Origin of the sequence: Streptomyces sp. Ag109_G2-15 (assembly GCF_900215565.1) — a bacterium.
Taxonomy (GTDB): domain Bacteria; phylum Actinomycetota; class Actinomycetes; order Streptomycetales; family Streptomycetaceae; genus Streptomyces; species Streptomyces diastatochromogenes.
Genome location: NZ_OCNI01000001.1, coordinates 4,255,668 through 4,281,475 on the forward strand (window position 1 = coordinate 4,255,668; position 25,808 = coordinate 4,281,475).

A 25,808-nucleotide genomic window follows, 5' to 3' on the forward strand; every position below is an offset into this window, starting at 1 on the left:
CTCGCCGCTCTGGCCAGGACTGTTAGATTCCAGCCAGCCAGGATGTTGGTGTGAGGGAGGCGGATCCCATGGCAAGCCACGGAGCGCGGGGCCGGAGCGGTGGGCGGCCCACGCTCGAGGAGGTTGCCGCCCGGGCCGGGGTCGGCCGGGGCACGGTCTCGCGGGTGATCAACGGCTCGCCCCGGGTCAGCGACGCGACCCGCGCGGCGGTCGAGGCGGCGGTCGCCGAACTCGGCTACGTCCCGAACACGGCGGCTCGCGCCCTCGCGGCCAACCGCACCGACGCCATCGCGCTGGTCGTCCCCGAGCCCGAGACCCGCTTCTTCGCGGAGCCGTACTTCTCGGACATGCTGCGCGGCGTGGGCGCCGAACTCTCCGACACGGAGATGCAGCTACTGCTGATCTTCGCGGGCAGCGACCGCGAACGGCAGCGCCTCGCCCAGTACCTGGCGGCCCACCGAGTGGACGGCGTCCTCCTGGTCTCGGTCCACGCCGACGACCCCCTCCCCGACCTGCTGGCCCAGCTGGAGATCCCGGCGGTGATCAGCGGCCCGCGCTCGGCCACGGAGACGCTCACCTCGGTGGACTCGGACAACTACGGCGGCGGCCGCTCGGCCGTGGAACACCTGCTCTCCCGGGGCCGCCGCAAGATCGCCCACATCACCGGCCGCCTCGACGTCTACGGCGCCCAGCGCCGCGTCGACGGCTACCGCGACGCCCTGCGGGACGCGGGCCGCCAGGTGGACGAACTCCTCATCGAGCCCGGGGACTTCACCGAGGAGGGCGGCCGCCGCGCGATGACCACGCTGCTCGAACGCCACCCCGACCTGGACGCGGTCTTCGCCGGCTCCGACGTCATGGCGGCGGGCGCCCGCCAGGTCCTGCGCGAGGCGGGCCGCCGGATCCCGGACGACGTGGCGCTGGTCGGTTACGACGACTCGGCCATCGCCCGCCACATGGACCCACCACTGACCAGCGTCCGCCAGCCCATCGAGGAGATGGGCCGCGCGATGATCGACCTCCTGCTCACGGAGATAGCCGACCGCCGCCCGGCCATGTCCCGGGGGCTGGAGCGGCGGCATGCGGTGCTGTCCACGGAGCTGGAGGTGCGGGCTTCGTCTTGAGCGGGGCGGGTGACCGCGAAAACGAATCAGCCGGTGACCCGTCTCTCGACGGAGTCACCGGCTGATCACTCAGGGTGAGTGACGGGACTCGAACCCGCGGCATCCTGGACCACAACCAGGTGCTCTACCAGCTGAGCTACACCCACCATGACCGGCGGTGGAACTTGTCGTTTCCCCGACCGGCCGAGAAGAAGTCTACAGGGTCCGAAGGGGTGCTCGCGCACAGGTTTTCGCGGGGGCTTCCGGCGGGGTCCTACTGGGCCGGCAGGACGTGCTTGGCGGCGATCGACTTGGCGGTGTCGGAGTCCGGGCCGGGCTGCGGGACGAAGACGGCCTCGCGGTAGTAGCGCAGCTCGGCGATCGACTCGCGGATGTCGGCGAGGGCGCGGTGGTTGCCGTTCTTCTCCGGGCTGTTGAAGTAGGCCCGGGGGTACCAGCGGCGGGCCAGCTCCTTGATCGACGAGACGTCGACGATCCGGTAGTGGAGGTAGTCCTCCAGGGTCGGCATGTCCCGCAGCAGGAAGCCGCGGTCGGTGCCGACGGAGTTGCCGCACAGCGGGGCCTTGCCGGGCTCCTTCACCCACTCCCGTACATACGCCAGCACCTGCTCCTCGGCGTCGGCCAGCGTCGTGCCCCCGGCCAGCTCGTCGAGGAGCCCGGACGCGGTGTGCATCTGACGCACCACCTCCGGCATCGTCTCCAGCGCCGAGTCCGGCGGACGGATGACGATGTCCACCCCCTCGCCGAGTACGTTCAGCTCGGAGTCGGTGACGAGGGCGGCCACCTCGATGAGAGCGTCGTCGGACAGCGAGAGGCCGGTCATCTCGCAGTCGATCCACACCATGCGATCGTTCATGTGTCTCACCTTACGGCGCGGGGTCGCTCCGCGGGTCTGCCGTGCACGGGGTGATCTCGCCGCCGGAGGCATAGAGAGAGGGGGCGGGTGTGTGTCCGCCCCCTCTCTCTCTGTACGCCTCGCTCAGCTGCCGCTGCGCGGTCCCGGCAGCAGGCTCACCGGCTGGCGGCGGCTCTGCATCGGGACCCCGCTCTCCCGGTCCGGGTGCAGGACCGGGGGCGTGTGGCCCAGCGGTCCGGGACCGGGCAGGCCGGGCGCGCCCGACAGCCCTGGCTGTGCCACCGGCGCCTCCGTGTCACCGTGCCGCTCGCCCTGCGGCCGACGGGCCCGGTAGGCGGCCCGGTAGGCGGCGGGGGACGAGCCGAGCTGGCGGCGGAAGTGCCCGCGCAGCGCGACCGGTGAGCGGAAGCCGCAGCGGCCCGCCACCTCGTCCACGGAGTAGTCCGACGTCTCCAGCAGCCGCTGCGCCTGCAGCACCCGCTGGGTGATCAGCCACTGCAGCGGGGCGCTGCCGGTGAGCGAACGGAACCGGCGGTCGAACGTACGGCGGCTCATGTAGGCGCGTGCCGCCAGCGTCTCCACGTCGAACTGCTCGTGGAGGTGTTCCAGCGCCCAGGCGACGACCTCGGCGAGCGGGTCGGCGCCGATCTCCTCTGGTAAAGACCTGTCGAGATAGCGCTCCTGGCCGCCGCTGCGGCGCGGCGGGACCACCAGCCGGCGGGCCAGCGCGCCGGCCGCCTCGTTGCCGTGGTCCGTCCGCACGATGTGCAGACACAGGTCGATCCCCGCGGCCGTACCGGCGGAGGTCAGTACGTCTCCGTCGTCGACGAACAGTTCGCGCGGATCCACGTGCACCGACGGATAGCGCTTGGCCAGCGTCGGTGCGTACATCCAGTGTGTGGTCGCCGGGCGGCCGTCCAGCAGTCCGGCCGCGGCCAGGACGAAGGCCCCGGTGCACAGCCCGACGATACGGGCGCCCTCCTCGTGCGCACGGCGCAGTGCGTCGAGCGCCTCCTCCGGCGGCGGTGAGGTGATCGAGCGCCAGGCCGGTACGACGACCGTACCCGCGCGCGAGATCGCCTCCAGCCCATGCGGTGCGGTGAGTTCCAGGCCCCCTGTGGTCCGCAGTGGGCCTTCCTCGCCGGCGCACACCAGCAGTCGGTAGCGCGGCACGCCGGCGTCCTGGCGGTCGATCCCGAACACCGACAGCGGAATGGAACTCTCGAAGATGGGGCCGCCGCTGAACAGCAGCACCGCGACGATTTCCTTGCGGCGTCGCCCGGAGAGTTTCCGGGCCGCGGCTTCCGGCGCGGCAGTGGAGTCGTGGCTCATCCTGCTAAGCCCCCCTCGGTGGTCGCGGCTCCTCGGTTGTGTCGCTCCTGCACGTTTCCCCTCGGTCCTGCACGAGTCCCCCGCCGTAATCAAGATCGAATCTACTGGCTACCGCGGTCTCACGGTGGCCGGTTAGACACGCCGGACATTGTCGACATGACAACTTGGCGTGAAGCATTCGATCACGAAGGGTTGCACTCGTGGGCCGTGCAGGGAAGTGCGCCTTGTCGCAGTGGCCAAACCGCGTAGGGTGCGCGGGTCCGCTCAGACCCTTTCCGTGCAGGTGGAACGGGGGTTGGGGGGTGGGTGCGACCCCTCCGGAACGGCATCCAGAAGTTGGCCGAAAAGAAGCGTTCGGAGGCGCAAAAACCGGTCAGTCGACCGGTGTCTTCTGCTTGGTGTGACGTCCGCCTCTTTGCGCGGCGCAACGCTCGGACCGCCGCAGCAGGACGCGGCAGGCGGCCGTGACGGCGGCGAGGCCGAGGGCGGTGCCGGCGGCACCGGCGAGCGAGGTGCCGTACCAGACGAGGACCACGGGTACGAGGACGCAGCTGAAGGCCGCCCAGCGGATCACGTCGCTCGTGGTGTCCGGGGCGGGGTGCGGGTCGGAGGTGGAGCGGGGTCCGGACATCTCGTACTCCCTGCGGCGATGGCTCACCCGGGTTCAACGCCTGTTCGATCGGTCGGTCACCGGCCGTCGCCCCGGGATCCTGTGCAAACCGCCTGTACGGGGCAGCAACCATTGCGTTACGGGCGCTGCTCGTGCATGCTCCGGGGAACCCCTACGGACACCGGGGGGCCGCTTACGGAGCGTGTGCGCGATCTGGGCAGAGGAGGCGTGCCGCCGTACCCTTGGGGGTATGGGGCTGGGAAGACGAATCCCGGACACAGCACCGCCACCCGATGTCACCCCCCACCCACAAAGGATCACAACGCCGAGACAGCCATGGCCGGTCACGAATTCTTCGAACCCGCGGACCGCAAGCGGCCCGTCGCCGATCCCACGGCGGCCGAGCCCCTGGCGGCGGAAGAGTCAAGCCCTTCCTGCGACCCCGCCTTCAAGCACGGTGTGGTCGTCGGCTTCGACGGCTCGACGTCCAGCGAGCGCGCCCTCGCCTACGCCATCGGCATGGCCCACCGCTCCGGCTCGGGCCTGATCATCGTCCACGTGGCCAACCGGCTGCCCACCACGGTGTGGGCCGGCTGCGAGCCGCCCGTCTTCGTCGACGTGCCGGACCACCGCACCGAGGTGCTCGGTCTGGAGCTGGCGTGCGCGGACTATCTGGCCGAGGTGCCCTGGATCCTGGTCGAGCGCGGCGGTGACATCTGCCACGAACTCGAAGAGGTGGGGCGGGAGTACGAGGCCGACGCGATCGTGGTCGGCTCGACGCACGGCATCGTGGGCCGGATCTTCGGCTCCGTGGCCGGGCGGCTCGCCAAGCGTGCGCAGCGGCCCGTGATCGTCATTCCCTGAGCTTCCGACGCTCTGTCAACTCCCTTTGTGCAGCGCGAAACTACTCGTGCGTAGAGGTGTTTGTGCCCTTGTGAAGGGCATATATCGGTCACCGCGCAACTGCACTGCATGAAGGGAGCCCGCTGTGGACAACGACGTCTCCGCGGGAAGCGGAAACACCACCGTGGTCGGCCGACTCGCCCTGGGTGTCACCCTGTTGGCGTTCGGGCTCGGCACAACCGGCGTGATCGACGGCGTAGGGGCATCCGACGCCGTGACACTCGCTCACTACGTGGGCGGCATCGCCCTGTTCCTCGTCGGCCTGCTGGCCTTCCGCGCCGGTGACAGCGGCTCCGGCACCGGCTTCGTGGCCCTCGGCGCTCTCTGGTTCACCTGGGCCGTCGCGGGTCAGATGTCGGCCAACGCGGCCGGCCTGTTCCTGCTGCTGTTCGCCCTCGTGGCGCTCACGCTGACCCTGGCGGGCGGGGACAGCCTCGGCCAGCTCGTCCACGGGCTGCTGTTCCTGGCGATGCTGCTGCTCGCCGTCGCGGCCTTCGCCGACAGCTCCTCTCTCGCGAAGGTCGGCGGCTGGGTGGCCGCGGTCTCCGGTGCGGTTGCCTGGTACGCGGCGACGGCGGCGCTCGCGCACTGGCCGACGGCGCTTCCCGGGCGTGCCGCCCGCCGGGGGGTGACGGCCACCGGCTGATGCAGCGGCACGGAAGGGACCCCCACGTGATCGGTGGCACACGTGGGGGTCCGTTCTGTTCGTCGCGCCTGTGCGGGTGCGTGGGCGCTGGTCGCGCAGTTCCCCGCGCCCCTAGGGAGTTACTCCACTGTCACTGACTTCGCGAGGTTCCTGGGCTTGTCGATGTCGCGCCCGAGGACCTTCGCCGTGTGGTACGACAGCAGCTGGAGCGGGATGCCCATGAGGATCGGGTCCAGCTCGTCCTCGTTCTTCGGGACGACGATCGTCTCGTCGGCCTTCTCCTGGACCTGGTGGGCCACCGCGAGGATCTTGCCGCTGCGGGCCTTGATCTCCTCCAGGGCCGCGCGGTTCTTCTCCAGGAGGTCGTCGTCGGGGACGATCGCCACCGTCGGCAGGGCCGGCTCGATGAGGGCCAGCGGGCCGTGCTTCAGCTCGGAGGCGGGGTAGGCCTCGGCGTGGATGTAGGAGACCTCCTTGAGCTTCAGGGAGGCCTCGCGGGCCACCGGGTAGCCCCGCACACGGCCGATGAAGAGCATCGAGCGGGCCTCGGCGTACTGCTCCGCCAGCTTCTTGATCTCCTCCTCCTGGTCGAGGATCTCGGAGATCTGCGCGGGCAGCTTGCGCAGGCCCTCGATGATGCGCTTGCCGTCGCGGACCGAGAGGTCACGGGTGCGGCCGAGGTGCAGGGCCAGCAGCGCGAAGGCGACCGTGGTGTTGGTGAAGCACTTGGTGGAGACCACGCAGACCTCGGGGCCGGCGTGCACATAGATGCCGCCGTCGGCCTCGCGGGCGATCGCCGAGCCGACGACGTTCACCACGCCGAGGACGCGGGCGCCCTTGCGCTTCAGCTCCTGGACGGCGGCGAGGACGTCGTACGTCTCACCGGACTGGGAGACCGCGACATACAGGGTGTCGGGGTCCACGACCGCGTTGCGGTAGCGGAACTCGGAGGCCGGCTCGGCGTCGGCGGGGATACGGGCCAGCTCCTCGATCATCTGGGCGCCGATCATGCCCGCGTGGTACGAGGTGCCGCAGCCGAGGATCTTCACCCGGCGGATCTTGCGCGCCTCGCGGGCGTCCAGGTTCAGACCGCCGAGGTGCACGGTGGAGAAGCGGTCGTCGATGCGGCCGCGCAGCACGCGGTCCACGGCGTCGGCCTGCTCGTGGATCTCCTTGTGCATGTACGTGTCGTGGCCGCCCATGTCGTACGACGCCGCCTCCCACTCCACGGTGGTCGGCTCGGCCGTCGTACGGGTGCCCTCGGTGGTGTAGGTGCGGAAGTCGTCGGCCTTGAGGGTGGCCATCTCGCCGTCGTCCAGCGTCACTATCTGCCGGGTGTGGGCGACCAGGGCGGCGATGTCGGAGGCGACGAACATCTCCTTCTCGCCGATGCCGAGGACCACCGGGGAGCCGTTGCGGGCCACCACGATGCGGTCGGAGAAGTCGGCGTGCATCACCGCGATGCCGTAGGTGCCCTCGACCACGCGCAGGGCCTGGCGGACCTTCTCCTCCAGGGTCTCGGCCTGGGAGCGGGCGATCAGGTGGACGAGGACCTCGGTGTCGGTCTCGGAGAGGAACTCGACACCGTCCGCCTCCAGCTTGCGGCGCAGGTCGGAGGCGTTGTCGATGATGCCGTTGTGCACGACGGCGACCCTCTGGTCGGCCGACATGTGCGGGTGGGCGTTCACGTCGGAGGGGGCGCCGTGGGTGGCCCAGCGGGTGTGGGCGATACCGGTGGTGCCCTTGAAGCGCGCGGGGACCTTGGCCTCCAGGTCGCGCACCCGGCCCTTGGCCTTGACCATCTTCAGGCCGGCCGTCTTCGGGGAGGTGACGACGATGCCCGCCGAGTCGTAGCCGCGGTACTCCAGGCGCTGCAGGCCCTCCAGGAGCAGGGGCGCCACGTCACGCTTCCCGATGTATCCGACAATTCCGCACATATATAGGTATTCCTCAGTCCGTGGTTCCGACTGGTTCTCAGCCGTAGACCATGCGGCGCAGCTGCCTGAGCGTCAGCTCCGGCGGCGCCACCGCCCGGTATTTCAGGTCCGCCTCGATCCGATCGAAGATCGCCGAGTTCTGCAGGCCCTGGGCCTGCAGTTCGCGGTGGCGGCGACGGACGTAGTCCTGCGTCGTCTCGTCGAAGTAGGCGAGCACGTCCTGGATCACCCGCAGCGCCTCGCCCCGGTTCAGGGGCGTGGACCGCGTCAGATGATCGACAAGTTCCTCGTGCACCCGGTAGATCCTGGGGTACGAGCGCCGGTTTCGCAAGAATCCTGCCCGATTCCGGGCAGCTGCCTGTTGAAGCTCTTATGGGGCGCTGTTTGCAAGCTGTCCATCCTGCGTCTTGTGCCGCGTCGTCCGGACCCACGAGTTTCAGACGCCATGGACATTCCTCGTATGGGAGTACCCGAGAAGCTGGCCGAGCGCATGAGCATGGCCGAGCAGCATGAGTACCTGCGCGCCAGATTCTCGCGGCGCACCATGATCAGAGGCGGCGCAGTCACCCTGGGCGCCGTCACGGGCGGCGCGTTCATACCGGGCGGCACCGCCCAGGCCGCCGTACCGACCCAGCGCACCGCCCCCGCCACCGAGCAGGTCGACGGCGCCTACGTCGCCCCGTTCGGCCGCCACCTCGCCTGGGGCAACGACCCGCGCACCGAGATCACTGTCTCCTGGCAGGTCCCGGTCGCGGTGAAGGACCCGTTCATCCGCATCGGCGGCCACCCGTGCGACCTCTCCCGCAAGATCCCCGCCGAGGTCCGCACCCTCTACACCCCGGCCGGCGTCGGCGCGAGCGGCGACCGCACCCAGTACTACATCCACGCCAAGCTCACCCACCTGCGCCCGGGCAGGACCTACTACTACGGCGTGGGCCACCAGGGCTTCGACCCGGCCGAGCCGCACCTGCTGGGCACCCTGGGCACCTTCACCACCGCCCCCGCCCACAAGGCGCCGTTCACCTTCACGGCCTTCGGCGACCAGGGCGTCAGCTACCACGCCCTGGCCAACGACAGCCTGATCCTCGGCCAGAACCCGGCCTTCCACCTGCACGCCGGCGACATCGCCTACGGCGACCCGTCCGGCGCGGGCAAGACCACCGACACCGGCTTCGACTCGCGCACCTGGGACCAGTTCCTGTACCAGACCGAGTCGGTCGCCAAGCAGGTCCCGTGGATGGTCTCGTACGGCAACCACGACATGGAGGCCTGGTACTCGCCGAACGGCTACGGCGGCGAGGAGGCCCGCTGGAGCCTCCCCGACAACGGCCCGGACGCGAAGAACCTCCCGGGTGTCTACTCCTTCGTCTACGGCAACACGGCGATCATCTCGCTGGACCCCAACGACGTCTCCTTCGAGATCCCGGCGAACCTGGGCATCTCCGGTGGAACCCAGACGAAGTGGTTCGAGGACCAGCTGAAGAAGTTCCGCGCCTCGGACGACATCGACTTCGTCATCGTGTTCTTCCACCACTGCGCGTACTGCACCTCCACCGCGCACGCCTCGGAGGGGGGCGTGCGCCAGGAGTGGGTGCCGCTGTTCGACAAGTACCAGGTGGACCTGGTCATCAACGGCCACAACCACCAGTACGAGCGCACCGACGTCATCAAGGGCAACCAGGTCGTCAAGAAGCTGCCGATCGGCGAGACGGCGTACTCCGACACCGAGGGCGTGGTGTACGTCACGGCCGGTGCGGCGGGCCGCAGCCTCTACGCCTTCACCGCCCCGGACTCGTACGAGGGCCACGAGCACGAGGTCGACTCCGTCGCCTCCTTCGTCAACCTCAAGGACGGCAAGCAGAACGAGACCGTCACCTGGTCGCGCGTCCGCTACCTGAACTACTCCTTCCTGCGCGTGGACGTCACCCCCGCGCCGAAGGGCCGCTACACCACCTTGAAGGTCCAGGGCATCGCCGAGACCGGCGACCGGATCGACCACTTCACGGTGGCACGCAAGGCCAAGTAGGCCTGCTGAGAGCAGGCGGTCCTCTGTGTGCGTCTACATGCGCCTCAGGACCGCCTGTTTCGCCAGGGCGAACTCCTCGTCCGTCAGCACCCCGGAGCGGTGCAGCTCGCCCAGCTCGCGCAGCCGTCGCAGCAGTGCGTCGTGGTCGTCCTCGGCGGGGGGCGCCTTCGTGAGCTGCGCCGGCCCGGGTCGTAGGGCCGTCTCGGCGGGCGGGGCCGACGGGTGCGGCAGCCGGGCCTGTACGGCGGCCGCGATCAGGGCCATCAGCGGGTCCTTCTTGAAACCCCACAGCTCGACGGCGTTGGGGTCGTACTTCGGCGGTGCGGTGGCGGGCGCGCCGCGCACGGTGAAGCGCAGATGGCCGTTCTCCAGGCCCGCCGCCGGCTGCCACTCCACGGCCGTGATCTCGGTGAGCGGGATGGTCCGGGGGCCGGTGGCGGCCTTCGCGTCCTCCGTCTTCCAGTTCCACTCCAGGCGCACCTGCTCGCCGTCGAAGCCCGCCGTGCCGTCCCCGGCCGAGGCGGACAGCGGCACGGACGGCCCCGGCAGCAGGTACCCGGCGACCGGGTCCGGGGAAACCCCGTCCAGCAGCAGGGCGTTGCGGACCTCGTCCGCGAAGTACTCGGCGACGCCGTACCGGTCGGACTCCACGGTCAGCTGGTACGGGTCGTGCGGCTCGGTGAGCCGGCCGCCGGTGGCGTGCAGCAGCGGGTCGGCGCCGTCGCGCAGCCGCAGCCTCAGCCGCCCCGACTTCTTCCCCTGCTCGAACGAGACGCCCGCCAACGCGCCCAGCGGTACGACGAGTTCACCCAGCGTGCCGCGCAGCAGACCGACGTTCTTGTCCCGCCCGGGGGTCAGCCTGAGGGCGTCGCCGTCGAACGCCCAGGTGCCGTCCTTCTGGATGATTTCCGCCATGCGGGGATTGTTTCACCGGATCTGCGGGAGAGTGGTCTTTACCACTCGTGAAGGGAGCGCATGTGAGACCGAACCACAGCACGACTCCCCGACTGACCCGGATCCTCGGGTCACTGCTGCTTCTGGCGGCGGCAGGCGCGTTCACCGTCGGCGCGGCGCCCGTCCCGAGCGCGGCCGCGACGACCCCGCTCGACCGGGTGGTCCCCGCGCCCGCCTCGGTCAGGCCCGCCGGATACCCGTACCGCATCGCCCGTGCCACCCGCCTCGTCGTCGACGACTCGGCCGAGGTCCGCCGGATCGGCGCGTACCTCGCCGGCATTCTGCGCCCGTCCACCGGCTACCCGCTGCCGCTCACCCAGCAGGGCGGCGGCGGTATCCGACTCCACCTGGCCGACGGGCCGTTCGGCGCCGAGGGCTACCGCCTCGGCAGCGGACCCCACGGCGTCTCCCTCACCGCGAGCACCCCCGCAGGTCTCTTCCACGGCGTCCAGACCCTGCGTCAGCTGCTCCCGGCCTCGATCGAGAAGAAGACCGTCCAGCCCGGCCCCTGGCGGATCGCCGGCGGCACCATCGAGGACCGACCGCGCTACGGCTACCGCGGCGCCATGCTGGACGTCTCCCGGCACTTCTTCACGGTCGCCCAGGTCAAGCGCTACATCGACCAGATGGCCCTGTACAAGATCAACACCCTGCATCTGCACCTCAGCGACGACCAGGGCTGGCGCATCGCCGTCGACTCCTGGCCGCGCCTGGCCACCTACGGCGGCTCCACCCAGGTCGGCGGCGGCCACGGCGGCTACTTCACCAAGGCCGACTACCAGGAGATCGTCCGCTACGCCGGTTCCCGCTTTCTGGAGGTCGTCCCCGAGATCGACCTGCCCGGCCACACCAACGCGGCCCTCGCCTCCTACGCCGACCTCAACTGCGACGGCGTCGCACCCCCGCTGTACACCGGCACCAAGGTCGGCTTCAGCTCGCTGTGCGTGCCCAAGGAGGTGACGTACACCTTCGTGGACGACGTCATCCGCGAGCTGGCCGCGCTCACCCCCGGCCGCTACCTGCACATCGGCGGCGACGAGGCGCACTCCACCAGCCACGCCGACTACGTGAAGTTCATGGACCGGGTGCAGCCGATCGTCGCCAAGTACGGCAAGACGGTCATCGGCTGGCACCAGCTGACCGGCGCCACCCCCGCCCAGGGCGCCCTCGCCCAGTACTGGGGCGTGGACGGCACCAGCGCGGCGGAGAAGGCCCAGGTGGCCAAGGCGGCCCAGAACGGCACCGGGCTGATCCTGTCCCCGGCCGACCGGCTCTACCTCGACATGAAGTACACCCGGAACACCAGGCTCGGCACGAAGTGGGCGGGCTACGTGGAGGTGAAGCGCTCCTACGACTGGAACCCGGGCGCCTACCTCCCCGGAGCACCCGCCTCGGCCGTCAAGGGCGTCGAGGCGCCGCTGTGGTCCGAGACCCTCACCAAGTCCGCCGACATCGAGTACATGGCCTTCCCGCGCCTCGCGGGAGCGGCCGAGCTGGGCTGGTCCCCGGCGGCCACCCATGACTGGGCCCGCTATCGGGTGCGCCTCGCGGCCCAGGGCCCGCGCTGGAAGGCCCTCGGGATCACGTACTACCGGTCGCCGCAGGTGCCCTGGCCGGCGAGCTGAGCCCACGCTGACGGACGGGCACCCCGGAGGACCGTACTCCGGGGTGCCCGTCCGTTCGTGTGAGCCGTCAGAAGCCGGCGATCGGGTTCTTCAGGTTGCCGACCAGCTGGAGCGCACCCGACGGATCGGCGAGGTCCACCATCTGGCGGTTGTCGCGCAGCTGGAGCCGGTTCAGGCAGGACAGCGCGAACTCCGGCGCGAACATGTCGTACTGCGCGAACCTGTCGGCGAGTTCCGGCGCCGACTCCTGGTACGCGCGGGTGACCTCCGCGACCGTACGCCAGAAGCCGTCCTCCTCCAGGATCCCCTCGGCGGCGAGGTTCGCCGCGAGGAACCGGAAGAAGCAGTCGAAGACGTCCGTGAAGATCGACAGCAGCTTCTTGTCCTCGGGCACCTCGACCCGGATCCGCCGCACCTCCGGCGGCAGGATCGCGTCCGGGTCCATGACGGCGATCTCCTCGGCGATGTCCTTGTAGATCGCGCGCTGCACGACCCCGTCCCTCAGCACCAGGATCACGTTCTCCCCGTGCGGCATGAAGACCAGGTCGTAGGCGTAGAAGCTGTGCAGCAGCGGGGTGAAGTAGGCCCGCAGGTACTGCCGCAGCCACTCGGCGGGGGAGAGGCCCGAGCGCTCGATCAGCGCGCCCGCGAACGAGGCCCCCTCGTGGTCCACGTGCAGCAGGGACGCCATGGTCGCGAGGGACTCGCCCTCGCGCAGCGACGGCACCGGGCTCTCCCGCCACAGCGCGGCCAGCATCTTGCGGTACGGCGAGTAGCGGTCGGTGGCCTGCTCGTACTCCAGATGCCGGTAGCCGACGGCCGCCCGCTCCCGGATGATCGACAGTCCGGTCGACTTCAGCACGCTGTCGTTCTCGACGAGCTGGGCGAGCCAGTCGTTGATCGCCGGCGTCGCCTCCATGTAGGCGGCCGAAAGCCCGCGCATGAAGCCCATGTTGATGACGGACAGGGCCGTCTTCACATAGTGCTTGTGCGGGTCGGAGGTGTTGAAGAAGGTCCGTATGGACTGCTGGGCCAGGTACTCGTCGTCGCCCTCGCCCAGGCACACCAGGTGCCGGCGGGCCACCTCGGCGGCGAAGGTGACGCTGAGCTTGTTCCACCACTGCCAGGGGTGGACCGGGATGAGCAGGTAGTCGGCCGGGTCGAGTCCCTGGTCGGTGAGCGTGGCGCGGAAACGGTCCAGCGTCCGCTCACCGAGTTCCTCCCGCAGGAAGGACTCGTACTCGATCCCGATCCCCGCCGTGAACGCGGCCCGCGACCGGTGCGCGGCCAGCCACACCAACCGTACGGGGCTCGCGGTCTCCGGCGCGTACGACAGGTACTCGTGGATGCCGAAGCCGAGCCGCCCGTTGTTGGCGACGAAGCAGGGGTGGCCCTCGGTCATCCCGGTCTCGATCGCCTGGAAGCCGCTGCGCGCCAGCTCGGCGGAGGTGACCTTCGGCTTGGTGAGCTTGTAGCAGGTGCCGGAGAGGGTGGAGGAGATCTCCTCCAGGTAGACGGGCAGGATCTCGTCGCTGAGCCCCAGCGCCTGCCGCAGCTCGATGAAGAAGTCCAGGGCGGTCAGGGGGAGTTCGGTCCCGGCCCGATGACAGGTGATCGAGCCGGCGTCGACCGCCCAGTGGTCGAGGCCGCGCAGGGTGGCCGCGAACCGGTAGGCGGTGAGCCCGTCGTCGCTGCGGACGACGTACCCGTCGCCCTCCGGCTCGGGCGTGATCAGCCGCTCATGGGCGAACTCGGCGAGCGCCTTGCGGATGAGGAGGCGGTTGGCCGTGTCCCAGCGCTCCGGGGACAGGTGGGCCACGGCGTCGGCGAGACTCATGCGGCCACCCCCGTCGCGGCGACGAACCGCTCCCGCGTGCAGAAACTCAGCAACGCCCGCTTCTCCGGCTTCCGTATCTCCCGCTCGGGCACGAACCCGACGGCTTCGTTGAGGGCGTGCACGGCCTTGTTGCGGACGTCCGGCTCGACGACGACCCTGCGCGTGGCCGGGTCCTCGAAGAGGTGAGCCATGACGGCGGTGATGACGGCCTTGGTGAACCCGTGCACGGGGGTGTCGGTGGGCGGGGTCAGGAAGTGCATCCCGACGTCACCGGGCTCGGGCTCGTACAGCCCGACCAGCTCCCGGTGGGCCGGGTCGTACTTCTCCATCAGGAAGGCGGGCACGCCGTCCCGCAGGCCGAGCAGCGCGTGGTGGTACTCGTCGGCCGCGATCTCCATGTAGGCGCGCTCGACGTCCTCCAGCTTCGCGTCCTGCATCATCCAGAAGGCGGCCTTGGGGTGGGTGACCCAGCCGTGCAGCAGCTCGGCGTCCTTCAGGGGGTCGAGGGGGCGGAAGGTGAAGGTCATGCGGCGAACTCCTGGAAGGCGACGGTCTTCTCGACCGGGTAGTACTCGGTCCCCAGCAGCTCGCGGATGATGTACGAGTTCCGGTACGCGCCCATGCCCAGGTCGGGGCTGGTGATGCTGTGGGTGTGGACGCCGGCGTTCTGGAGGAAGACGCCCCGGCCCGTCACGTCGATCGCGTAGTTGCGGGCGACGTCGAAGCGGCCGTGGCCGTCGAAGCGGAGGCGGTCGCGGATCGGGTCGAGGAAGGCCGGGGGCTCGTAGTGGTAGCCGGTGGCCAGCACCAGGCCCTCGGTGTGGATCTCGAAGTCCTTGTCCTGCTCGTCCTGGTGGAAGCCGAGGGTGTACGAGCTGTCCTCGTAACGGGCGCTCGTCAGCGACGAGTTGGTGAGCAGGCGGGTGGGGACCGGGCGGTCGCCGCTTTCGACGTTCTTCTGGTAGAGCAGGTCGAAGATCGAGTCGATCAGGTCCGAGTTGATGCCCTTGAACAGGCCCTTCTGCTGCTTCTCCAGCCGGTAGCGGGTTTCCTCGGGGAGCGCCCGGAAGTAGTCGATGTAGTCCGGGGAGGTCATCTCCAGGGTCAGCTTGGTGTATTCGAGGGGGAAGAAACGCGGGGAGCGGGTCACCCAGTTGAGGTCGTAGCCGTGGACGTCGATCTCGGAGAGCAGCTCGTAGTAGATCTCCGCCGCGCTCTGGCCGCTGCCGACGATCGTGATGGACTTCTTGGTCTGCAGCTCCGCCTTGCGGTGCATGTACTGCGCGTTGTGCAGGAAGTCGCCGCCAAGGCCCTGGCACGGCTGCGGAACATAGGGGACCGTTCCCGTGCCGAGGACGAGGTGACGGGCGCGAAACGTTTCCCCGGTCTGGGTGCGCACGACGTACCGGTCGTCCTCGTACGTCACCTCGGTGACCGTGGTGCCGAAGCGGACGTTGGTGAGTTTGTTCGCCGCCCAGCGGCAGTAGTCGTCGTACTCGACGCGCAGGGGATAGAAGTTCTCGCGGATGTAGAACGAGTAGAGTCTGCCCTTCTCCTTCAGGTAGGTGAGGAAGGAGTACGGCGAGGTCGGGTCGGCCAGGGTGACCAGGTCCGACATGAACGGGGTCTGCAGATGGGCGCCGTCCAGGAACATGCCGGCGTGCCACTCGAAGTCGGGCTTGGAGTCCAGGAAGACTCCGTCGAGTTCTGCGATGGGCTCGGTGAGGCAGGCGAGGCCGAGGTTGAAGGGGCCGAGCCCGATCCCCACGAAGTCGTAGGTCTTGGTCGGGGCTTCAGGACGCGCGGTCAAGGGACTCTCCCAGGTACTGCTCGGCGTGGCCGGCGATCAGATCGAGGACGGCGGCGATGTCGGCCGCCGTCGTCTCGGGGTTGAGCAGGGTGAACTTCAGGTAGTGGCGGCCGCCGACCTTGGTGCCCGCGACCACGGCGTCGCCGGAGGCGAACAGGGCCCCCGGGCGTACAGGTTGGCGCGGTCGATCTCGGCCGGGTCGGTGACGGCCGCCGGGATGTAGCGGAAGACGAGGGTGGAGAGCGAAGGCTCCACGACGACGTCGTAACGGGGGTCGGCGGCGAGCAGCCGCCAGCCCTCCTGGGCCAGCTCGCAGACCTGGTCGAAGAGTTCGCCGATGCCGTCGGCGCCCATCACCCGCAACGTCATCCACAGCTTGAGGGCGTCGAAGCGGCGAGTGGTCTGCAGGGACTTGTCGACCTGGTTGGGGATGCGCTCCTGCACCATGCGGCGCGGGTTCAGGTACTCCGCGTGGTAGGTGGCGTGGCGCAGGGTGGCCGCGTCCCGGACCAGCACGGCGGAGGAACTCACCGGCTGGAAGAAGGACTTGTGGTAGTCGACGGTGACCGAGTCGGCGTGCTCGATGCCGTCGATACGGTCCCGGTGCTTCAGGGAGGCGAGCAGCCCGCAGCCGTAGGCCGCGTCCACGTGCATCCAGGCGCCGAACTGGGCGCACAGCTCGGCGATCTCCGGCAGCGGGTCGATGGAGCCGAAGTCGGTGGTGCCGGCGGTGGCGACGACGGCCATGGGGACGAGGCCGTCCCTCTTGCAGCGCTCCAGCTCGTGGGCGAGGGCGACGGTCTGCATCCGCTTGTCGTGGTCGACCGGGATGGAGACCACGGAGTCCGGGCTCAGCCCGAGGAGCTTCGCGGACTTCTTCACGCTGAAGTGGCTGACCTCGGAGGCGAAGATGCGCAGGTCGGCGAGGCTGGCCCTTTCTTCCCACCCTGCCGGCCCTGGCTTGGTCTCCTCCCGGGCCAGCAGCAGTGCCTGGAGGTTGGACTGGGTGCCGCCGGAGGTGAACACGCCGTCGGCGGCCGGGCCGAGGCCGATCCGCTCGGCCGTCCAGTCGATCAGTTTCCGCTCGATGAGGGTGCCGCCGGCCGACTGGTCCCAGGTGTCGAGGGAGGAGTTGACCGCGGAGAGCACGGCCTCGCCGAGCACCGCCGGGATGACCACGGGGCAGTTGAGGTGGGCGAGGTAGCGGGGATGGTGGAAGTAGATCGCGTCGCGGAGGTAGAGGTCCTCCAGCTCGTCCAGGACCGCGGCGGAGTCACCGAGTGGCCGGTCGAGGTCGATCGCGTCGATGCGGGGGGCGAGGGCGTCCACGGTGACGCCGGTGAACGGACGGTCGGTGGTGGCGAGTTTGGCCGCCACCCGCTCGACTCCTTGGGTCACGGAGCGGCGGTAGTGCTCCGCTGTGAGGCCATTGAGCAGGTGCGAGCGCATGTGGGGGTCCTCCGAGGGGACTGTCCGTGCGGGGAGATGCGGGGAGAGGCCGGGAGAGGCCGGGGAGGTGAACTTAGGTTAGCCTAACCTAAGTTTTTTGGATCGAGGCGTGCCTCTCCCGTGACTGGGGTCACTTCAGGGGGAGTTACTCGGCCACGCGGAGCTGTTCCTCCGTCATGCCCTTCCGCCAGTACCCGACGAAGGTGACGCGCCGCCGGTCGATCCCGCGCTCACCGACGAAGTGCCTGCGCAGCTCCTTCACCCGGCCGGACTCACCGGCGATCCACACGTACGGCGCTTCCGCGGTGGGGAGTTGAGCGGCCCGTACGGCGTCGACGGCCATGGGGGACCCGTCGAGCCGTACGAGCCACGTGATCTCCGCGTCCGCCTCGGTCGCCACGTCCTGGATGTCACCGGCGTGCGGTACTTCGAGCCAGGCGCGCACGCGGGTGCCGGCCGGCAGGGACTCCAGGATGGCGGTGGCGGCGGGCACGGCGCTCTCGTCACCCCAGAGGACGACGAGGTCGGTGTCGACCGGCGGCCGGAACCGGATGGCCCGGTTGTCGGCGATCGCCGGCCCGAGCAGCAGGACACGGTCACCGGCGGCGGCCCGGGAGGCCCAGCGCGAGGCGGGCCCGGCGGGGGTGTGCAGGGCGAAGTCGATGTCGATCTCGTCGGGGGCCCGGCGCAGCGCCCTCAGGGTGTACGAGCGCATCACCGCCCGTATGTCGTCGGGCAGTTCACGCCAGCCCTGCCACCACCCGTCCCCCAGGTCCAGCGGGACGACGGGCTCGCTCTGCCCCGGATGCGGCAGGAACAGCGACAGGGACTGGTCACGCCCGTCGGAGTGGAAGGCGTACAGGTCGTCACCGCCGAAGGTGACCCGGACCAGGGACGGCCCGAGCCGCCTCGTCCGTACGACCTGAAGGGAGAAGAAACGGAACGGGGCGGCTACGGCCGTGGTCATGTGGGCTCCTGAGGCTGTGGTTCAGGAAGGGATGTGAGGGGGGTTCAGCTGACCTTCTTGGCCTTTTCCAGGGCCTCCGCCAGGTTCGTCAGCAGCGGGACGCACTTGTCGTACGACAGGATCGGCTCGGGCGACCGCGCGATGACCTGCCCCGCCTTGACCGCGGGCAGCTTCTTCCACGTCGCCTTGGTGATGTCGGCGGGCTGGATCGCCGAGGACCGGTCGTCCATCATGATGATGTCGGCCTTGTACTTGTCGACGTTCTCCCAGCTCAGCGACTCGTACCAGCCGCCGCCCTGCTTCTTCGCGCTCTCCGGCGGCTCCACGAAGTTCACGCCGAGGGCCTTGAAGTACTCCAGGTCGATGGAGAGGTTGGTGCCGGAGACGTAGAAGAGCTGGTCGCTCGCGGAACCGGCCATCACCTTGATGCCGGGCTTGGCCTTGGCCGCGGCGCGCAGCCGGGCGGCGGCGTCCTCGAACCGCTTCTTCGCGTCGGTGACGGCGGCCGCCTTCATGTCGGCGCCGAGCGACTCGGCCAGCTCCCACATGCGCTGCAACGGCTGGGTGAGCTGGCGGTCGTAGACGGAGATGCCGACGCTGGGGGCCAGCTGGGCGATCTTCTTCTTCGACTCGTCGGGGACGTACCAGAGGGTGCCGGCGGCGTCGAACATCGTCGTGATGAGCACGTCGGGCGCGAGAGCCGCGTACTTCTCGATGTTGAACTGGCCCCAGGTGTTGCCGAGGACCGTCACCTTGCTGATGTCCATGTCGCCGGCCTGGACGTCGGCCTTGCCCGCGGTGGTCTTCGTCGGGCCGAAGACGCCCTTGACCTGGATGCCGTAGTCGAACAGCGCGGCACCGACACCGGTGAACGCCACGATGTTCGCGGGGACCTTGTCCAGCTTCACGGTCGTACCGCGGTCGTCCTTGAAGCTCCAGGGGCCGGACTTGCCGCTCTTGGCCGCCTTCCCGGAGTCCGCGTCTTTCCCCTTGTCGTCCCCGCAGGCGGCGAGCGCCGCACCTAGTCCGAGGGCGCCGCCCGCGGCGAGCAGGCCGCGGCGAGTGAAGTGGGTGGCACGGGCATGGGACATGGGTATGACTGCTTTCGAACGGGGCGAGGCGCCCGCCGGACAAGTTCGAAGGTAGGTTAGCCTAACCTCAGTCGATGTCCAGGGGGTGGGGCGCCTCGCGCCCGAACCTGTGTACGACCTGTGGGCCGCCGGAGCTACCTCAGCCCACCAGCCCCAACTCCCGTGCGATCAGCATCCGCTGGACCTCGCTGGTGCCCTCGCCGATCTCCAGGATCTTGGAGTCGCGCCACATGCGGGCCACCGGATACTCGTTCATGAAGCCGTAGCCGCCGTGGATCTGGGTGGCCTCGCGGGCGTTGTCCACGGCGACCGTGGAGGAGTACAGCTTGGCCAGGGCCGCCTCCTTCTTGAAGGGCTCGCCCGAGACCAGGCGGCTGGCCGCGTCGCGCCAGGCGAGGCGGGCCGTGTGGGCCTTCATCTCCATGTCCGCGATCTTGAACTGGATGGCCTGGTTGGCGCCGATGGGCCGGCCGAAGGCGTGGCGCTCCTTGGCGTACTTGACCGACTCGTCGACGCAGCCCTGGGCCAGGCCCGTCGCCAGGGCCGCGATGGCGATGCGGCCCTCGTCGAGGATGCGCAGGAACTGGGCGTAGCCCCGGCCCTCCTCGCCGAGCAGGTTGGCGGCTGGTACGCGGACGTCCTGGAAGGACAGTTCGCGGGTGTCGGAGGCGTTCCAGCCGACCTTCGAGTAGGGGGCGGCGACCGTGAAACCGGGCGTGCCCGAGGGGACGATGATCGACGAGATCTGCGGCTTGCCGTCCGGCTTGCGGCCGGTCACGGCGGTGACCGTCACCAAACCCGTGATGTCCGTGCCCGAGTTGGTGATGAAGCACTTGGTGCCGTTGATGACCCATTCGTTGGTGTCCGGGTCCAGGCGGGCCGTGGTGCGGGTGGCCCCGGCATCCGAGCCGCCGTCCGGTTCGGTGAGCCCGAACGCGCCCAGGATCTCGCCCGCGCACAGGCGGGGGAGCCACTCGCGCTTCTGCTCCTCCGTGCCGAACAGGTGCAGGGGCATGGCGCCCAGCGAGACGCCGGCCTCCAGGGTGATGGCCACGGAGGAGTCGACCCGGGCCAGCTCTTCCAGGGCGATGCCGAGGGCCAGGTAGTCGCCGCCCATGCCGCCGTACTCCTCCGGGAACGGCAGCCCGAACAGGCCCATGCGGCCCATCTCGCGGACGATCTCGTACGGGAACTCGTGCCGCTCGTAGAAGTCGCCGATCTTCGGCGCCACGACATCGTGCGCGAACTCCTCCACCGTACGGCGGAGTTCCTCCAGTTCGGGGGAGAGGCGGTGGTCCATCGTGATCACTGCTCCTTGTGGGACAGGGCTCGGACGGTGCGGGACGGGCTGGGTCGGCCCAGGTGAGCGGCCATCCACACGCTGGTGGCGACGAGACGGCCGAGGTCGACTCCGGTGTCGATGCCGAGGCCCTGCAGCATCCACACGAGGTCTTCGGTGGCGAGGTTGCCGGTCGCGGACTTGGCGTAGGGGCAGCCGCCGAGACCTCCGGCGGAGGCGTCGATCGTCGTGACCCCGTGTTCCAGTGCCGCGTAGGTGTTGGCCAGTGCCTGGCCGTAGGTGTCGTGGAAGTGCACGCCGATGACGTTGGTCGGCACGCCCTCCTCGTTGAGCAGGGAGAGGAGTTCGAGGACGTGGCCCGGGGTCGCGACCCCGATGGTGTCCCCAAGGCTCAGTTCGTCGCAGCCCATGTCCAGCAGCGCCCTGCAGACGCGGGCCACCTGGTGGAGGGGGACCGCCCCCTCCCAGGGGTCGCCGAAGCACATGGAGACATAGCCGCGCACATGCCCGCCGGCGTCCTTCGCCTGCCGCACCACCGGGTCGAACACGGCCAGCGACTCGTCGACCGTCCTGTTGAGGTTGGCCTTCGCGAAGGACTCGGTGGCGCTGGCGAACACCGCGATCCGGCGGGCGCCGAGCGCCAGCGCCCGGTCCAGGCCGCGCTGGTTGGGCACCAGCACGGGGAGTTCGACGTCGAGGTCGCCGAGGAGCGGGAACAGCTGCTCGGCGTCGGCCAGTTGGGGCACCCACTTGGGGTGCACGAAGCTGGTCGCCTCGATGGTCGTCAGGCCCGCGCCGGCCAGCCGGCGGATGAACTCCGCCTTGACCTCCGTCGGCACGGTCATCTTCTCGTTCTGCAGCCCGTCCCGCGCGCCGACCTCGTGGATCCGCACCCGCGCGGGCAGGTCCTGGGCCGGTACGACCATGGGCAGTCCGTCGGCGCTCATTCCGCCACCGCGCCTTCCTTGTCGTGTGGTGCGATCACGGCGAGTACCTGGTCCATGGCGACCGTCGTGCCCGGGGTCACGTCGATCTCGGCGACCGTGCCGGCGTGCGGGGCGGAGATGACGTGCTCCATCTTCATCGCCTCGACCACCAACAGGCTCTGGCCCGCTGCCACTTCGTCGCCGACGGCGACCTTCACCACGGTCACCGTGCCGGGCATGGGCGCGGTCAGCGAGTCGGCGCCCGCGTGCCCGGCACCCGTGAGGGAGGCGGCCACCGGGTCGTGGTCGCGCACCTGCCAGGCGTCGCCGTCCCGGCCGATCCAGTCACCGGCCCGGTGGAAGGAGTGCCGGACACCGTCGAGGGTGACGGACACCCGGTCGTCGGTGACGGTGTGGGCGCCTCGGGGGGCGTACGTGACCGGATCGGCCACGCGCAGGTCGAAGGCGGGCTGCTTCGGAGTCCCGCCCAGCCGCCAGCCGCTCGGCACCGAGAAGGGGTCGGTCCAGCCTTCGGAGCGCGGCCGCAGTGCCTCCAGCCGTACGGCCGCCGCCGCCTCGTACACCTCCTCCGGTACGTCGGTGGAGACCAGCTCGTCCACCACCCGCTCGACCAGGCCGGTGTCCAACTCGCCCGACACCACGGCCGGATGGGCCAGCAGCCGCCGCAGGAACCCCGCGTTGGTCTGCACGCCCAGCGTGACCGTCTCCGCGAGGGCCGACCGGAGCTTGCGCAGCGCCGTCGCGCGGTCGGGGCCGTACGCGATGACCTTGGACAGCATCGGGTCGTACAGGCTGCCCACCTCGGTGCCCTCGCTGAGCCCGGAGTCGGTGCGGACGCCGTCGCCCTGGGGCTCGTTCAGCAGCAGCACCGTGCCGCCGGACGGCAGGAAGCCGCGCGCGGGGTCCTCGGCGCAGATCCGGGCCTCGACCGCGTGCCCGGTCAGCGTCACGTCCTCCTGCGCGAAGCCCAGCCGTTCGCCGGCCGCCACCCGCAGCTGCCACTCCACCAGGTCCAAGCCGGTGATCAGCTCGGTGACGGGGTGCTCCACCTGGAGACGGGTGTTCATCTCCATGAAGTAGTACGACGACGGGTCGCCACCCGGCACGATGAACTCCACCGTGCCCGCGCCCCGGTACCCGCACGAGCGCGCCGCCTGTACGGCCGCCTCGCCCATCGCGGCCCGGGTCTCCTCGTCGAGGAGCACGCTCGGTGCCTCCTCGATGATCTTCTGGTGCCGCCGCTGCAGCGAGCACTCGCGCTCGCCGAGGTGGACCACGTTCCCGTGGCCGTCCGCCAGCACCTGGATCTCGATGTGCCGGGGCCGGTCCACCCACCGCTCCACCAGGAGCGTGTCGTCACCGAAGGAGGCGCGGGCCTCGCGGCGGGCGGCCGCGATCTCCTCCTCCAGCCGGGTCACGTCCCGGACCAGGCGCATGCCCTTGCCGCCGCCGCCGGCGCTCGGCTTCAGCAGCACGGGGGTCCCGATCTCGCGGGCGGCTTCGGCCAGTCGGACGTCGGAGAGCCCGCTGCCACTGGAACCCGGCACGACCGGCACCCCGGCGGCCTTCACCGTCTCCTTGGCGCGGATCTTGTCGCCCATCAACGCGATGGCGTCGGCCGGCGGGCCGATGAAGACCAGCCCCGCCTCCTCGCACGCGCGCGCGAAGCCCGCGTTCTCGGCGAGGAAGCCGTACCCGGGATGCACCGCCTGGGCGCCGGTGCGGGCGGCGGCCTCAAGGAGCCGCTCCACGGACAGATAGCTCTCGGCGGCCGGCGCCGGACCGATCCGTACCGCCGTGTCGGCCTCCCGGACGTGCCGCGCGTCGGCGTCGGCGTCGGAGAAGACCGCCACCGAGCGCACGCCCAGCGAGCGGAGCGTACGGATGACGCGTACGGCGATCTCGCCCCGGTTGGCCACCAGCACTGTGTCGAACACGGTTCCCCTCCTCACATCCGGAAGACGCCGAACTGGGGGTCTCCCAGGGGCGCGTTGGCACAGGCGGTCAGGGCGAGGCCCAGCACCTGACGGGTCTCCAGCGGGTCGATCACACCGTCGTCCCAGAGCCGGGCGGTGGCGTAGTAGGCGTTGCCCTGGCGCTCGTACTGCGCGCGGATCGGCGCCTTGAAGGACTCCTCGTCCTCGGCCGGCCAGTCCTCGCCGCGCGCCTCCAGCTGGTCGCGCTTGACCGTGGCGAGGACGGAGGCGGCCTGCTCGCCGCCCATGACCGAGATCTTGGCGTTGGGCCACATCCACAGGAAGCGCGGGGAGTAGGCCCGGCCGCACATCGAGTAGTTGCCGGCGCCGTACGAGCCGCCGACGACCACGGTCAGCTTGGGGACCCTGGTGCACGCCACGGCCGTCACCATCTTGGCGCCGTGCTTGGCGATGCCGCCCGCCTCGTAGTCCCGGCCGACCATGAAGCCGGAGATGTTCTGCAGGAACACCAGCGGGATGCCGCGCTGGTCGCACAGCTCGATGAAGTGGGCGCCCTTCTGGGCGGACTCGGAGAACAGGATGCCGTTGTTGGCGACGATCCCGACCGGGTGGCCGTGGATCCGGGCGAAGCCGGTGATCAGGGTCTGCCCGAACTCGGACTTGAACTCGGCGAAGCGGGAGCCGTCCACCACGCGCGCGATGATCTCGCGTACGTCGTAGGGGGTACGGGAGTCCACGGGAACGGCGCCGTAGAGCCCGTACGGGTCCACCTTCGGCTCCGCGACCGGCGTGACCTCCCAGGGGAGGGACTGCCGGGCGGGCAGGGTGGCGACGATGTTCCGCACGATGCGCAGGGCGTGCGGGTCGTCCTCGGCGAGGTGGTCGGTGACGCCGGAGATCCGGGAGTGGACCTCGCCGCCGCCCAGCTCCTCCGCGGTGACGACCTCACCGGTGGCGGCCTTCACCAGCGGCGGGCCGCCGAGGAAGATCGTGCCCTGGTTACGGACGATCACGGCCTCGTCGCTCATGGCGGGCACGTACGCCCCACCCGCCGTGCACGAGCCGAGGACCGCCGCGATCTGCGGGATCCCGGCGCCGGACATCCGCGCCTGGTTGTAGAAGATCCGCCCGAAGTGCTCCCGGTCGGGGAAGACCTCGTCCTGCATGGGCAGGAAGGCGCCCCCGGAGTCGACCAGGTAGACGCAGGGCAGCCGGTTCTCCAGGGCGACCTCCTGCGCCCGCAGGTGCTTCTTCACCGTCATCGGGTAGTACGTGCCGCCCTTGACGGTGGCGTCGTTGGCGACGATCACGCACTCGCGCCCGCTGACCCGCCCGATCCCGGCGATCACACCGGCGGCCGGTGCCTGCCCGTCGTACATCCCGTCGGCCGCGAGCGGGGCCAGCTCCAGGAAGGGCGACCCGGGGTCGAGCAGTGTGTCCACCCGGTCCCTCGGCAGCAGCTTGCCGCGCGCGGTGTGCCGGGCGCGGGCCTTCTCGCCGCCGCCGAGGGCCGCGGCGGCCAGCTTGCCGCGCAGCTCCTCGACGAGTGCGAGATGGGCCTGTTCATTGGCCCGCCAGGCCTCCGACGCGGGATCTGCCGCGCTCGTCAGCTCCGGTGCCTCCTGCATCCTGCGGTCCCCTCACCCAGTGGTCGTACTGTTAATGAGCGTTAACCATTTCCTCCAGGTTAACGACCGCTAACCTCGCTGTCTAGAATTGCTGGCATGGTCACCAGAACCGACGCCCCCACCCGTCGCGAGCAGATCCTCAAGGAGGCCGCCCGGCTCTTCGCCGAGCGCGGCTTCCATGGCGTCGGTGTCGACGAGATAGGCGCCGCGGTCGGCATCAGCGGCCCCGGTCTGTACCGGCACTTCCCGGGCAAGGACGCGATGCTCGCGGAGCTGCTGGTGGGCATCAGCGGCCAGCTGCTGACCGGGGCGAAGCGGCGCCTGGCGGAGTCCGACGGCCACACCGGCCCCTCCGACGTCCTCGACTCCCTCATCGAGGGTCACATCGACTTCGCCCTGGACGACCGCCCCCTGATCACCCTCCACGACCGCGAGCTGGACCGCCTCCGCGACAGCGACCGCAAGCTGGTGCGCCAGCTGCAGCGGCAGTACGTGGAGCTGTGGGTGGAGGTGGTCCGCGAGGTGTACCCGGCCCTGTCGGAGCCGTCGGCCCGCTCCGCCGTCCACTCGGTCTTCGGCCTGCTGAACTCCACCCCGCACCTCGGCCGCGCCGGCACCCTGCCCGGCCGCGGGGCCATGGCGGAGTTGCTGCACCGGATGGCGCGGGGGGCGTTCGCGGCGGCGGGGAGCGACTGAGCCGCAGGCCTCGCCCCCCGGCGGCCCCCACAAGTGACGAGCATTACCCCCGTTCAACCCTGGACCACTCCGCGTACTCACCGGTACGGTTGGTTCTGAGCAAGCGCTTAGACATGCCGAAGTCCGTGGAGGT

Annotated in this window: 21 protein-coding genes, 1 tRNA gene and 1 pseudogene; 6 read left to right on the forward strand and 17 right to left on the reverse strand. The window is 70.1% G+C overall.

Features of this window, described 5'->3' with window-relative positions; all coding sequences use genetic code 11:
- The first annotated feature begins 68 nt into the window (after positions 1–68).
- A complete protein-coding gene (locus tag CRP49_RS19150) occupies positions 69–1,124 on the forward strand; it encodes a LacI family DNA-binding transcriptional regulator (protein WP_097254468.1) in 1,056 nt (351 codons plus the stop codon).
- Between the two features lie 73 nt (positions 1,125–1,197).
- Here CRP49_RS19150 and CRP49_RS19155 read toward each other — a convergent pair.
- The 4 genes from CRP49_RS19155 to CRP49_RS19170 all read right to left on the reverse strand — a co-directional run bounded on the left by CRP49_RS19155 (position 1,198) and on the right by CRP49_RS19170 (position 3,943).
- Positions 1,198–1,270: transfer RNA gene (locus CRP49_RS19155), tRNA-His, on the reverse strand.
- Between the two features lie 107 nt (positions 1,271–1,377).
- Positions 1,378–1,980, reverse strand: a complete 603-nt coding sequence (gene orn / locus CRP49_RS19160) for an oligoribonuclease (RefSeq protein ID WP_094214434.1) — start codon at positions 1,978–1,980, stop codon at positions 1,378–1,380.
- A gap of 123 nt (positions 1,981–2,103) precedes the next feature.
- Positions 2,104–3,312: a helix-turn-helix domain-containing protein gene (locus CRP49_RS19165; protein ID WP_097254469.1), complete on the reverse strand. Its 1,209-nt coding sequence runs from the start codon at positions 3,310–3,312 to the stop codon at positions 2,104–2,106.
- Positions 3,313–3,685: 373 nt separating this feature from the next.
- Positions 3,686–3,943 carry a hypothetical protein gene (locus CRP49_RS19170; RefSeq protein WP_179851679.1) on the reverse strand — a complete coding sequence of 86 codons (258 nt, stop codon included), beginning with the start codon at positions 3,941–3,943 and terminating at the stop codon, positions 3,686–3,688.
- Positions 3,944–4,258: 315 nt separating this feature from the next.
- Between CRP49_RS19170 and CRP49_RS19175 the strand changes: the two genes are divergently transcribed.
- Complete coding sequence (locus CRP49_RS19175) at positions 4,259–4,786, forward strand: universal stress protein (protein WP_094214432.1); 528 nt, start codon at positions 4,259–4,261, stop codon at positions 4,784–4,786.
- A 124-nt stretch (positions 4,787–4,910) separates the two neighbouring features.
- Entirely contained in the window at positions 4,911–5,471 is a 561-nt protein-coding gene (locus tag CRP49_RS19180) for a GPR1/FUN34/YaaH family transporter (RefSeq protein ID WP_097254470.1), read from the forward strand.
- Positions 5,472–5,590: 119 nt separating this feature from the next.
- Here the strand turns inward: CRP49_RS19180 and glmS are convergent, their stop codons facing one another.
- Positions 5,591–7,408, reverse strand: coding sequence for a glutamine--fructose-6-phosphate transaminase (isomerizing) (glmS, locus tag CRP49_RS19185; RefSeq protein WP_097254471.1), 1,818 nt, complete (start codon positions 7,406–7,408; stop codon positions 5,591–5,593).
- A 37-nt stretch (positions 7,409–7,445) separates the two neighbouring features.
- The gene (locus CRP49_RS19190) at positions 7,446–7,703 is read right to left on the reverse strand and encodes a hypothetical protein (RefSeq protein WP_097254472.1); all 258 of its coding nucleotides are present in this window, start codon (positions 7,701–7,703) and stop codon (positions 7,446–7,448) included.
- A 165-nt stretch (positions 7,704–7,868) separates the two neighbouring features.
- Between CRP49_RS19190 and CRP49_RS19195 the strand changes: the two genes are divergently transcribed.
- Positions 7,869–9,434: a metallophosphoesterase family protein gene (locus tag CRP49_RS19195; RefSeq protein ID WP_097254473.1), complete on the forward strand. Its 1,566-nt coding sequence runs from the start codon at positions 7,869–7,871 to the stop codon at positions 9,432–9,434.
- 33 nt (positions 9,435–9,467) lie between these two features.
- Here CRP49_RS19195 and CRP49_RS19200 read toward each other — a convergent pair whose 3' ends face one another.
- On the reverse strand, positions 9,468–10,349 hold the full coding sequence (locus CRP49_RS19200; protein WP_097254474.1) for a DUF4429 domain-containing protein: 882 nt from the start codon (positions 10,347–10,349) through the stop codon (positions 9,468–9,470).
- 62 nt (positions 10,350–10,411) lie between these two features.
- Here CRP49_RS19200 and CRP49_RS19205 point away from each other — a divergent pair, with 62 nt between their 5' ends.
- Positions 10,412–12,013, forward strand: a complete 1,602-nt coding sequence (locus CRP49_RS19205) for a beta-N-acetylhexosaminidase (protein WP_097254475.1) — start codon at positions 10,412–10,414, stop codon at positions 12,011–12,013.
- Positions 12,014–12,080: 67 nt separating this feature from the next.
- Here CRP49_RS19205 and CRP49_RS19210 read toward each other — a convergent pair whose 3' ends face one another.
- The 10 genes and pseudogenes from CRP49_RS19210 to CRP49_RS19255 form a co-directional block, all read right to left on the reverse strand.
- On the reverse strand, positions 12,081–13,850 hold the full coding sequence (locus CRP49_RS19210) for an IucA/IucC family siderophore biosynthesis protein (RefSeq protein WP_097254476.1): 1,770 nt from the start codon (positions 13,848–13,850) through the stop codon (positions 12,081–12,083).
- On the reverse strand, positions 13,847–14,377 hold the full coding sequence (locus CRP49_RS19215) for a GNAT family N-acetyltransferase (RefSeq protein WP_097254477.1): 531 nt from the start codon (positions 14,375–14,377) through the stop codon (positions 13,847–13,849). Before CRP49_RS19215 ends, CRP49_RS19210 begins: the two co-directional genes overlap by 4 nt.
- On the reverse strand, positions 14,374–15,660 hold the full coding sequence (locus tag CRP49_RS19220; RefSeq protein ID WP_097254478.1) for a lysine N(6)-hydroxylase/L-ornithine N(5)-oxygenase family protein: 1,287 nt from the start codon (positions 15,658–15,660) through the stop codon (positions 14,374–14,376). Before CRP49_RS19220 ends, CRP49_RS19215 begins: the two co-directional genes overlap by 4 nt.
- Positions 15,644–17,109, reverse strand: a pseudogene (gene desA, locus CRP49_RS19225) (lysine decarboxylase DesA). The gene CRP49_RS19220 and the pseudogene desA overlap by 17 nt, the downstream one beginning before the upstream one ends.
- Before the next feature lie 145 nt (positions 17,110–17,254).
- Positions 17,255–18,076 (reverse strand): siderophore-interacting protein, encoded by an 822-nt coding sequence (locus CRP49_RS19230; RefSeq protein ID WP_097254479.1) that lies wholly within the window; start codon positions 18,074–18,076, stop codon positions 17,255–17,257.
- Between the two features lie 44 nt (positions 18,077–18,120).
- Positions 18,121–19,167, reverse strand: coding sequence for an ABC transporter substrate-binding protein (locus CRP49_RS19235; protein ID WP_097254480.1), 1,047 nt, complete (start codon positions 19,165–19,167; stop codon positions 18,121–18,123).
- Positions 19,168–19,306: 139 nt separating this feature from the next.
- Entirely contained in the window at positions 19,307–20,467 is a 1,161-nt protein-coding gene (locus tag CRP49_RS19240) for an acyl-CoA dehydrogenase family protein (RefSeq protein WP_097257443.1), read from the reverse strand.
- Between the two features lie 5 nt (positions 20,468–20,472).
- The gene (locus CRP49_RS19245) at positions 20,473–21,414 is read right to left on the reverse strand and encodes a hydroxymethylglutaryl-CoA lyase (protein WP_097254481.1); all 942 of its coding nucleotides are present in this window, start codon (positions 21,412–21,414) and stop codon (positions 20,473–20,475) included.
- Entirely contained in the window at positions 21,411–23,351 is a 1,941-nt protein-coding gene (locus CRP49_RS19250) for an acetyl/propionyl/methylcrotonyl-CoA carboxylase subunit alpha (RefSeq protein ID WP_097254482.1), read from the reverse strand. The genes CRP49_RS19245 and CRP49_RS19250 overlap by 4 nt, the downstream gene beginning before the upstream one ends.
- Before the next feature lie 11 nt (positions 23,352–23,362).
- Positions 23,363–24,979 carry a carboxyl transferase domain-containing protein gene (locus tag CRP49_RS19255; protein WP_097254483.1) on the reverse strand — a complete coding sequence of 539 codons (1,617 nt, stop codon included), beginning with the start codon at positions 24,977–24,979 and terminating at the stop codon, positions 23,363–23,365.
- Positions 24,980–25,075: 96 nt separating this feature from the next.
- Between CRP49_RS19255 and CRP49_RS19260 the strand changes: the two genes are divergently transcribed.
- The gene (locus CRP49_RS19260; protein WP_097254484.1) at positions 25,076–25,675 is read left to right on the forward strand and encodes a TetR/AcrR family transcriptional regulator; all 600 of its coding nucleotides are present in this window, start codon (positions 25,076–25,078) and stop codon (positions 25,673–25,675) included.
- Positions 25,676–25,808 lie beyond the last annotated feature (133 nt).

What these genes read in the sequence shown, in the direction of transcription:
- CRP49_RS19150 (WP_097254468.1), top strand. Translation starts at nt 69, where the DNA reads ATGGCAAGCCACGGAGCGCGGGGCCGGAGCGGTGGGCGGCCCACGCTC.
- orn (WP_094214434.1), bottom strand. Translation starts at nt 1,980, where the DNA reads ATGAACGATCGCATGGTGTGGATCGACTGCGAGATGACCGGCCTCTCG.
- CRP49_RS19165 (WP_097254469.1), bottom strand. Translation starts at nt 3,312, where the DNA reads ATGAGCCACGACTCCACTGCCGCGCCGGAAGCCGCGGCCCGGAAACTC.
- CRP49_RS19170 (WP_179851679.1), bottom strand. Translation starts at nt 3,943, where the DNA reads ATGTCCGGACCCCGCTCCACCTCCGACCCGCACCCCGCCCCGGACACC.
- CRP49_RS19175 (WP_094214432.1), top strand. Translation starts at nt 4,259, where the DNA reads ATGGCCGGTCACGAATTCTTCGAACCCGCGGACCGCAAGCGGCCCGTC.
- glmS (WP_097254471.1), bottom strand. Translation starts at nt 7,408, where the DNA reads ATGTGCGGAATTGTCGGATACATCGGGAAGCGTGACGTGGCGCCCCTG.
- CRP49_RS19195 (WP_097254473.1), top strand. Translation starts at nt 7,869, where the DNA reads ATGGGAGTACCCGAGAAGCTGGCCGAGCGCATGAGCATGGCCGAGCAG.
- CRP49_RS19200 (WP_097254474.1), bottom strand. Translation starts at nt 10,349, where the DNA reads ATGGCGGAAATCATCCAGAAGGACGGCACCTGGGCGTTCGACGGCGAC.
- CRP49_RS19210 (WP_097254476.1), bottom strand. Translation starts at nt 13,850, where the DNA reads ATGAGTCTCGCCGACGCCGTGGCCCACCTGTCCCCGGAGCGCTGGGAC.
- CRP49_RS19215 (WP_097254477.1), bottom strand. Translation starts at nt 14,377, where the DNA reads ATGACCTTCACCTTCCGCCCCCTCGACCCCCTGAAGGACGCCGAGCTG.
- CRP49_RS19230 (WP_097254479.1), bottom strand. Translation starts at nt 18,076, where the DNA reads ATGACCACGGCCGTAGCCGCCCCGTTCCGTTTCTTCTCCCTTCAGGTC.
- CRP49_RS19235 (WP_097254480.1), bottom strand. Translation starts at nt 19,167, where the DNA reads ATGTCCCATGCCCGTGCCACCCACTTCACTCGCCGCGGCCTGCTCGCC.
- CRP49_RS19240 (WP_097257443.1), bottom strand. Translation starts at nt 20,467, where the DNA reads ATGGACCACCGCCTCTCCCCCGAACTGGAGGAACTCCGCCGTACGGTG.
- CRP49_RS19245 (WP_097254481.1), bottom strand. Translation starts at nt 21,414, where the DNA reads ATGAGCGCCGACGGACTGCCCATGGTCGTACCGGCCCAGGACCTGCCC.
- CRP49_RS19255 (WP_097254483.1), bottom strand. Translation starts at nt 24,979, where the DNA reads ATGCAGGAGGCACCGGAGCTGACGAGCGCGGCAGATCCCGCGTCGGAG.
- CRP49_RS19260 (WP_097254484.1), top strand. Translation starts at nt 25,076, where the DNA reads ATGGTCACCAGAACCGACGCCCCCACCCGTCGCGAGCAGATCCTCAAG.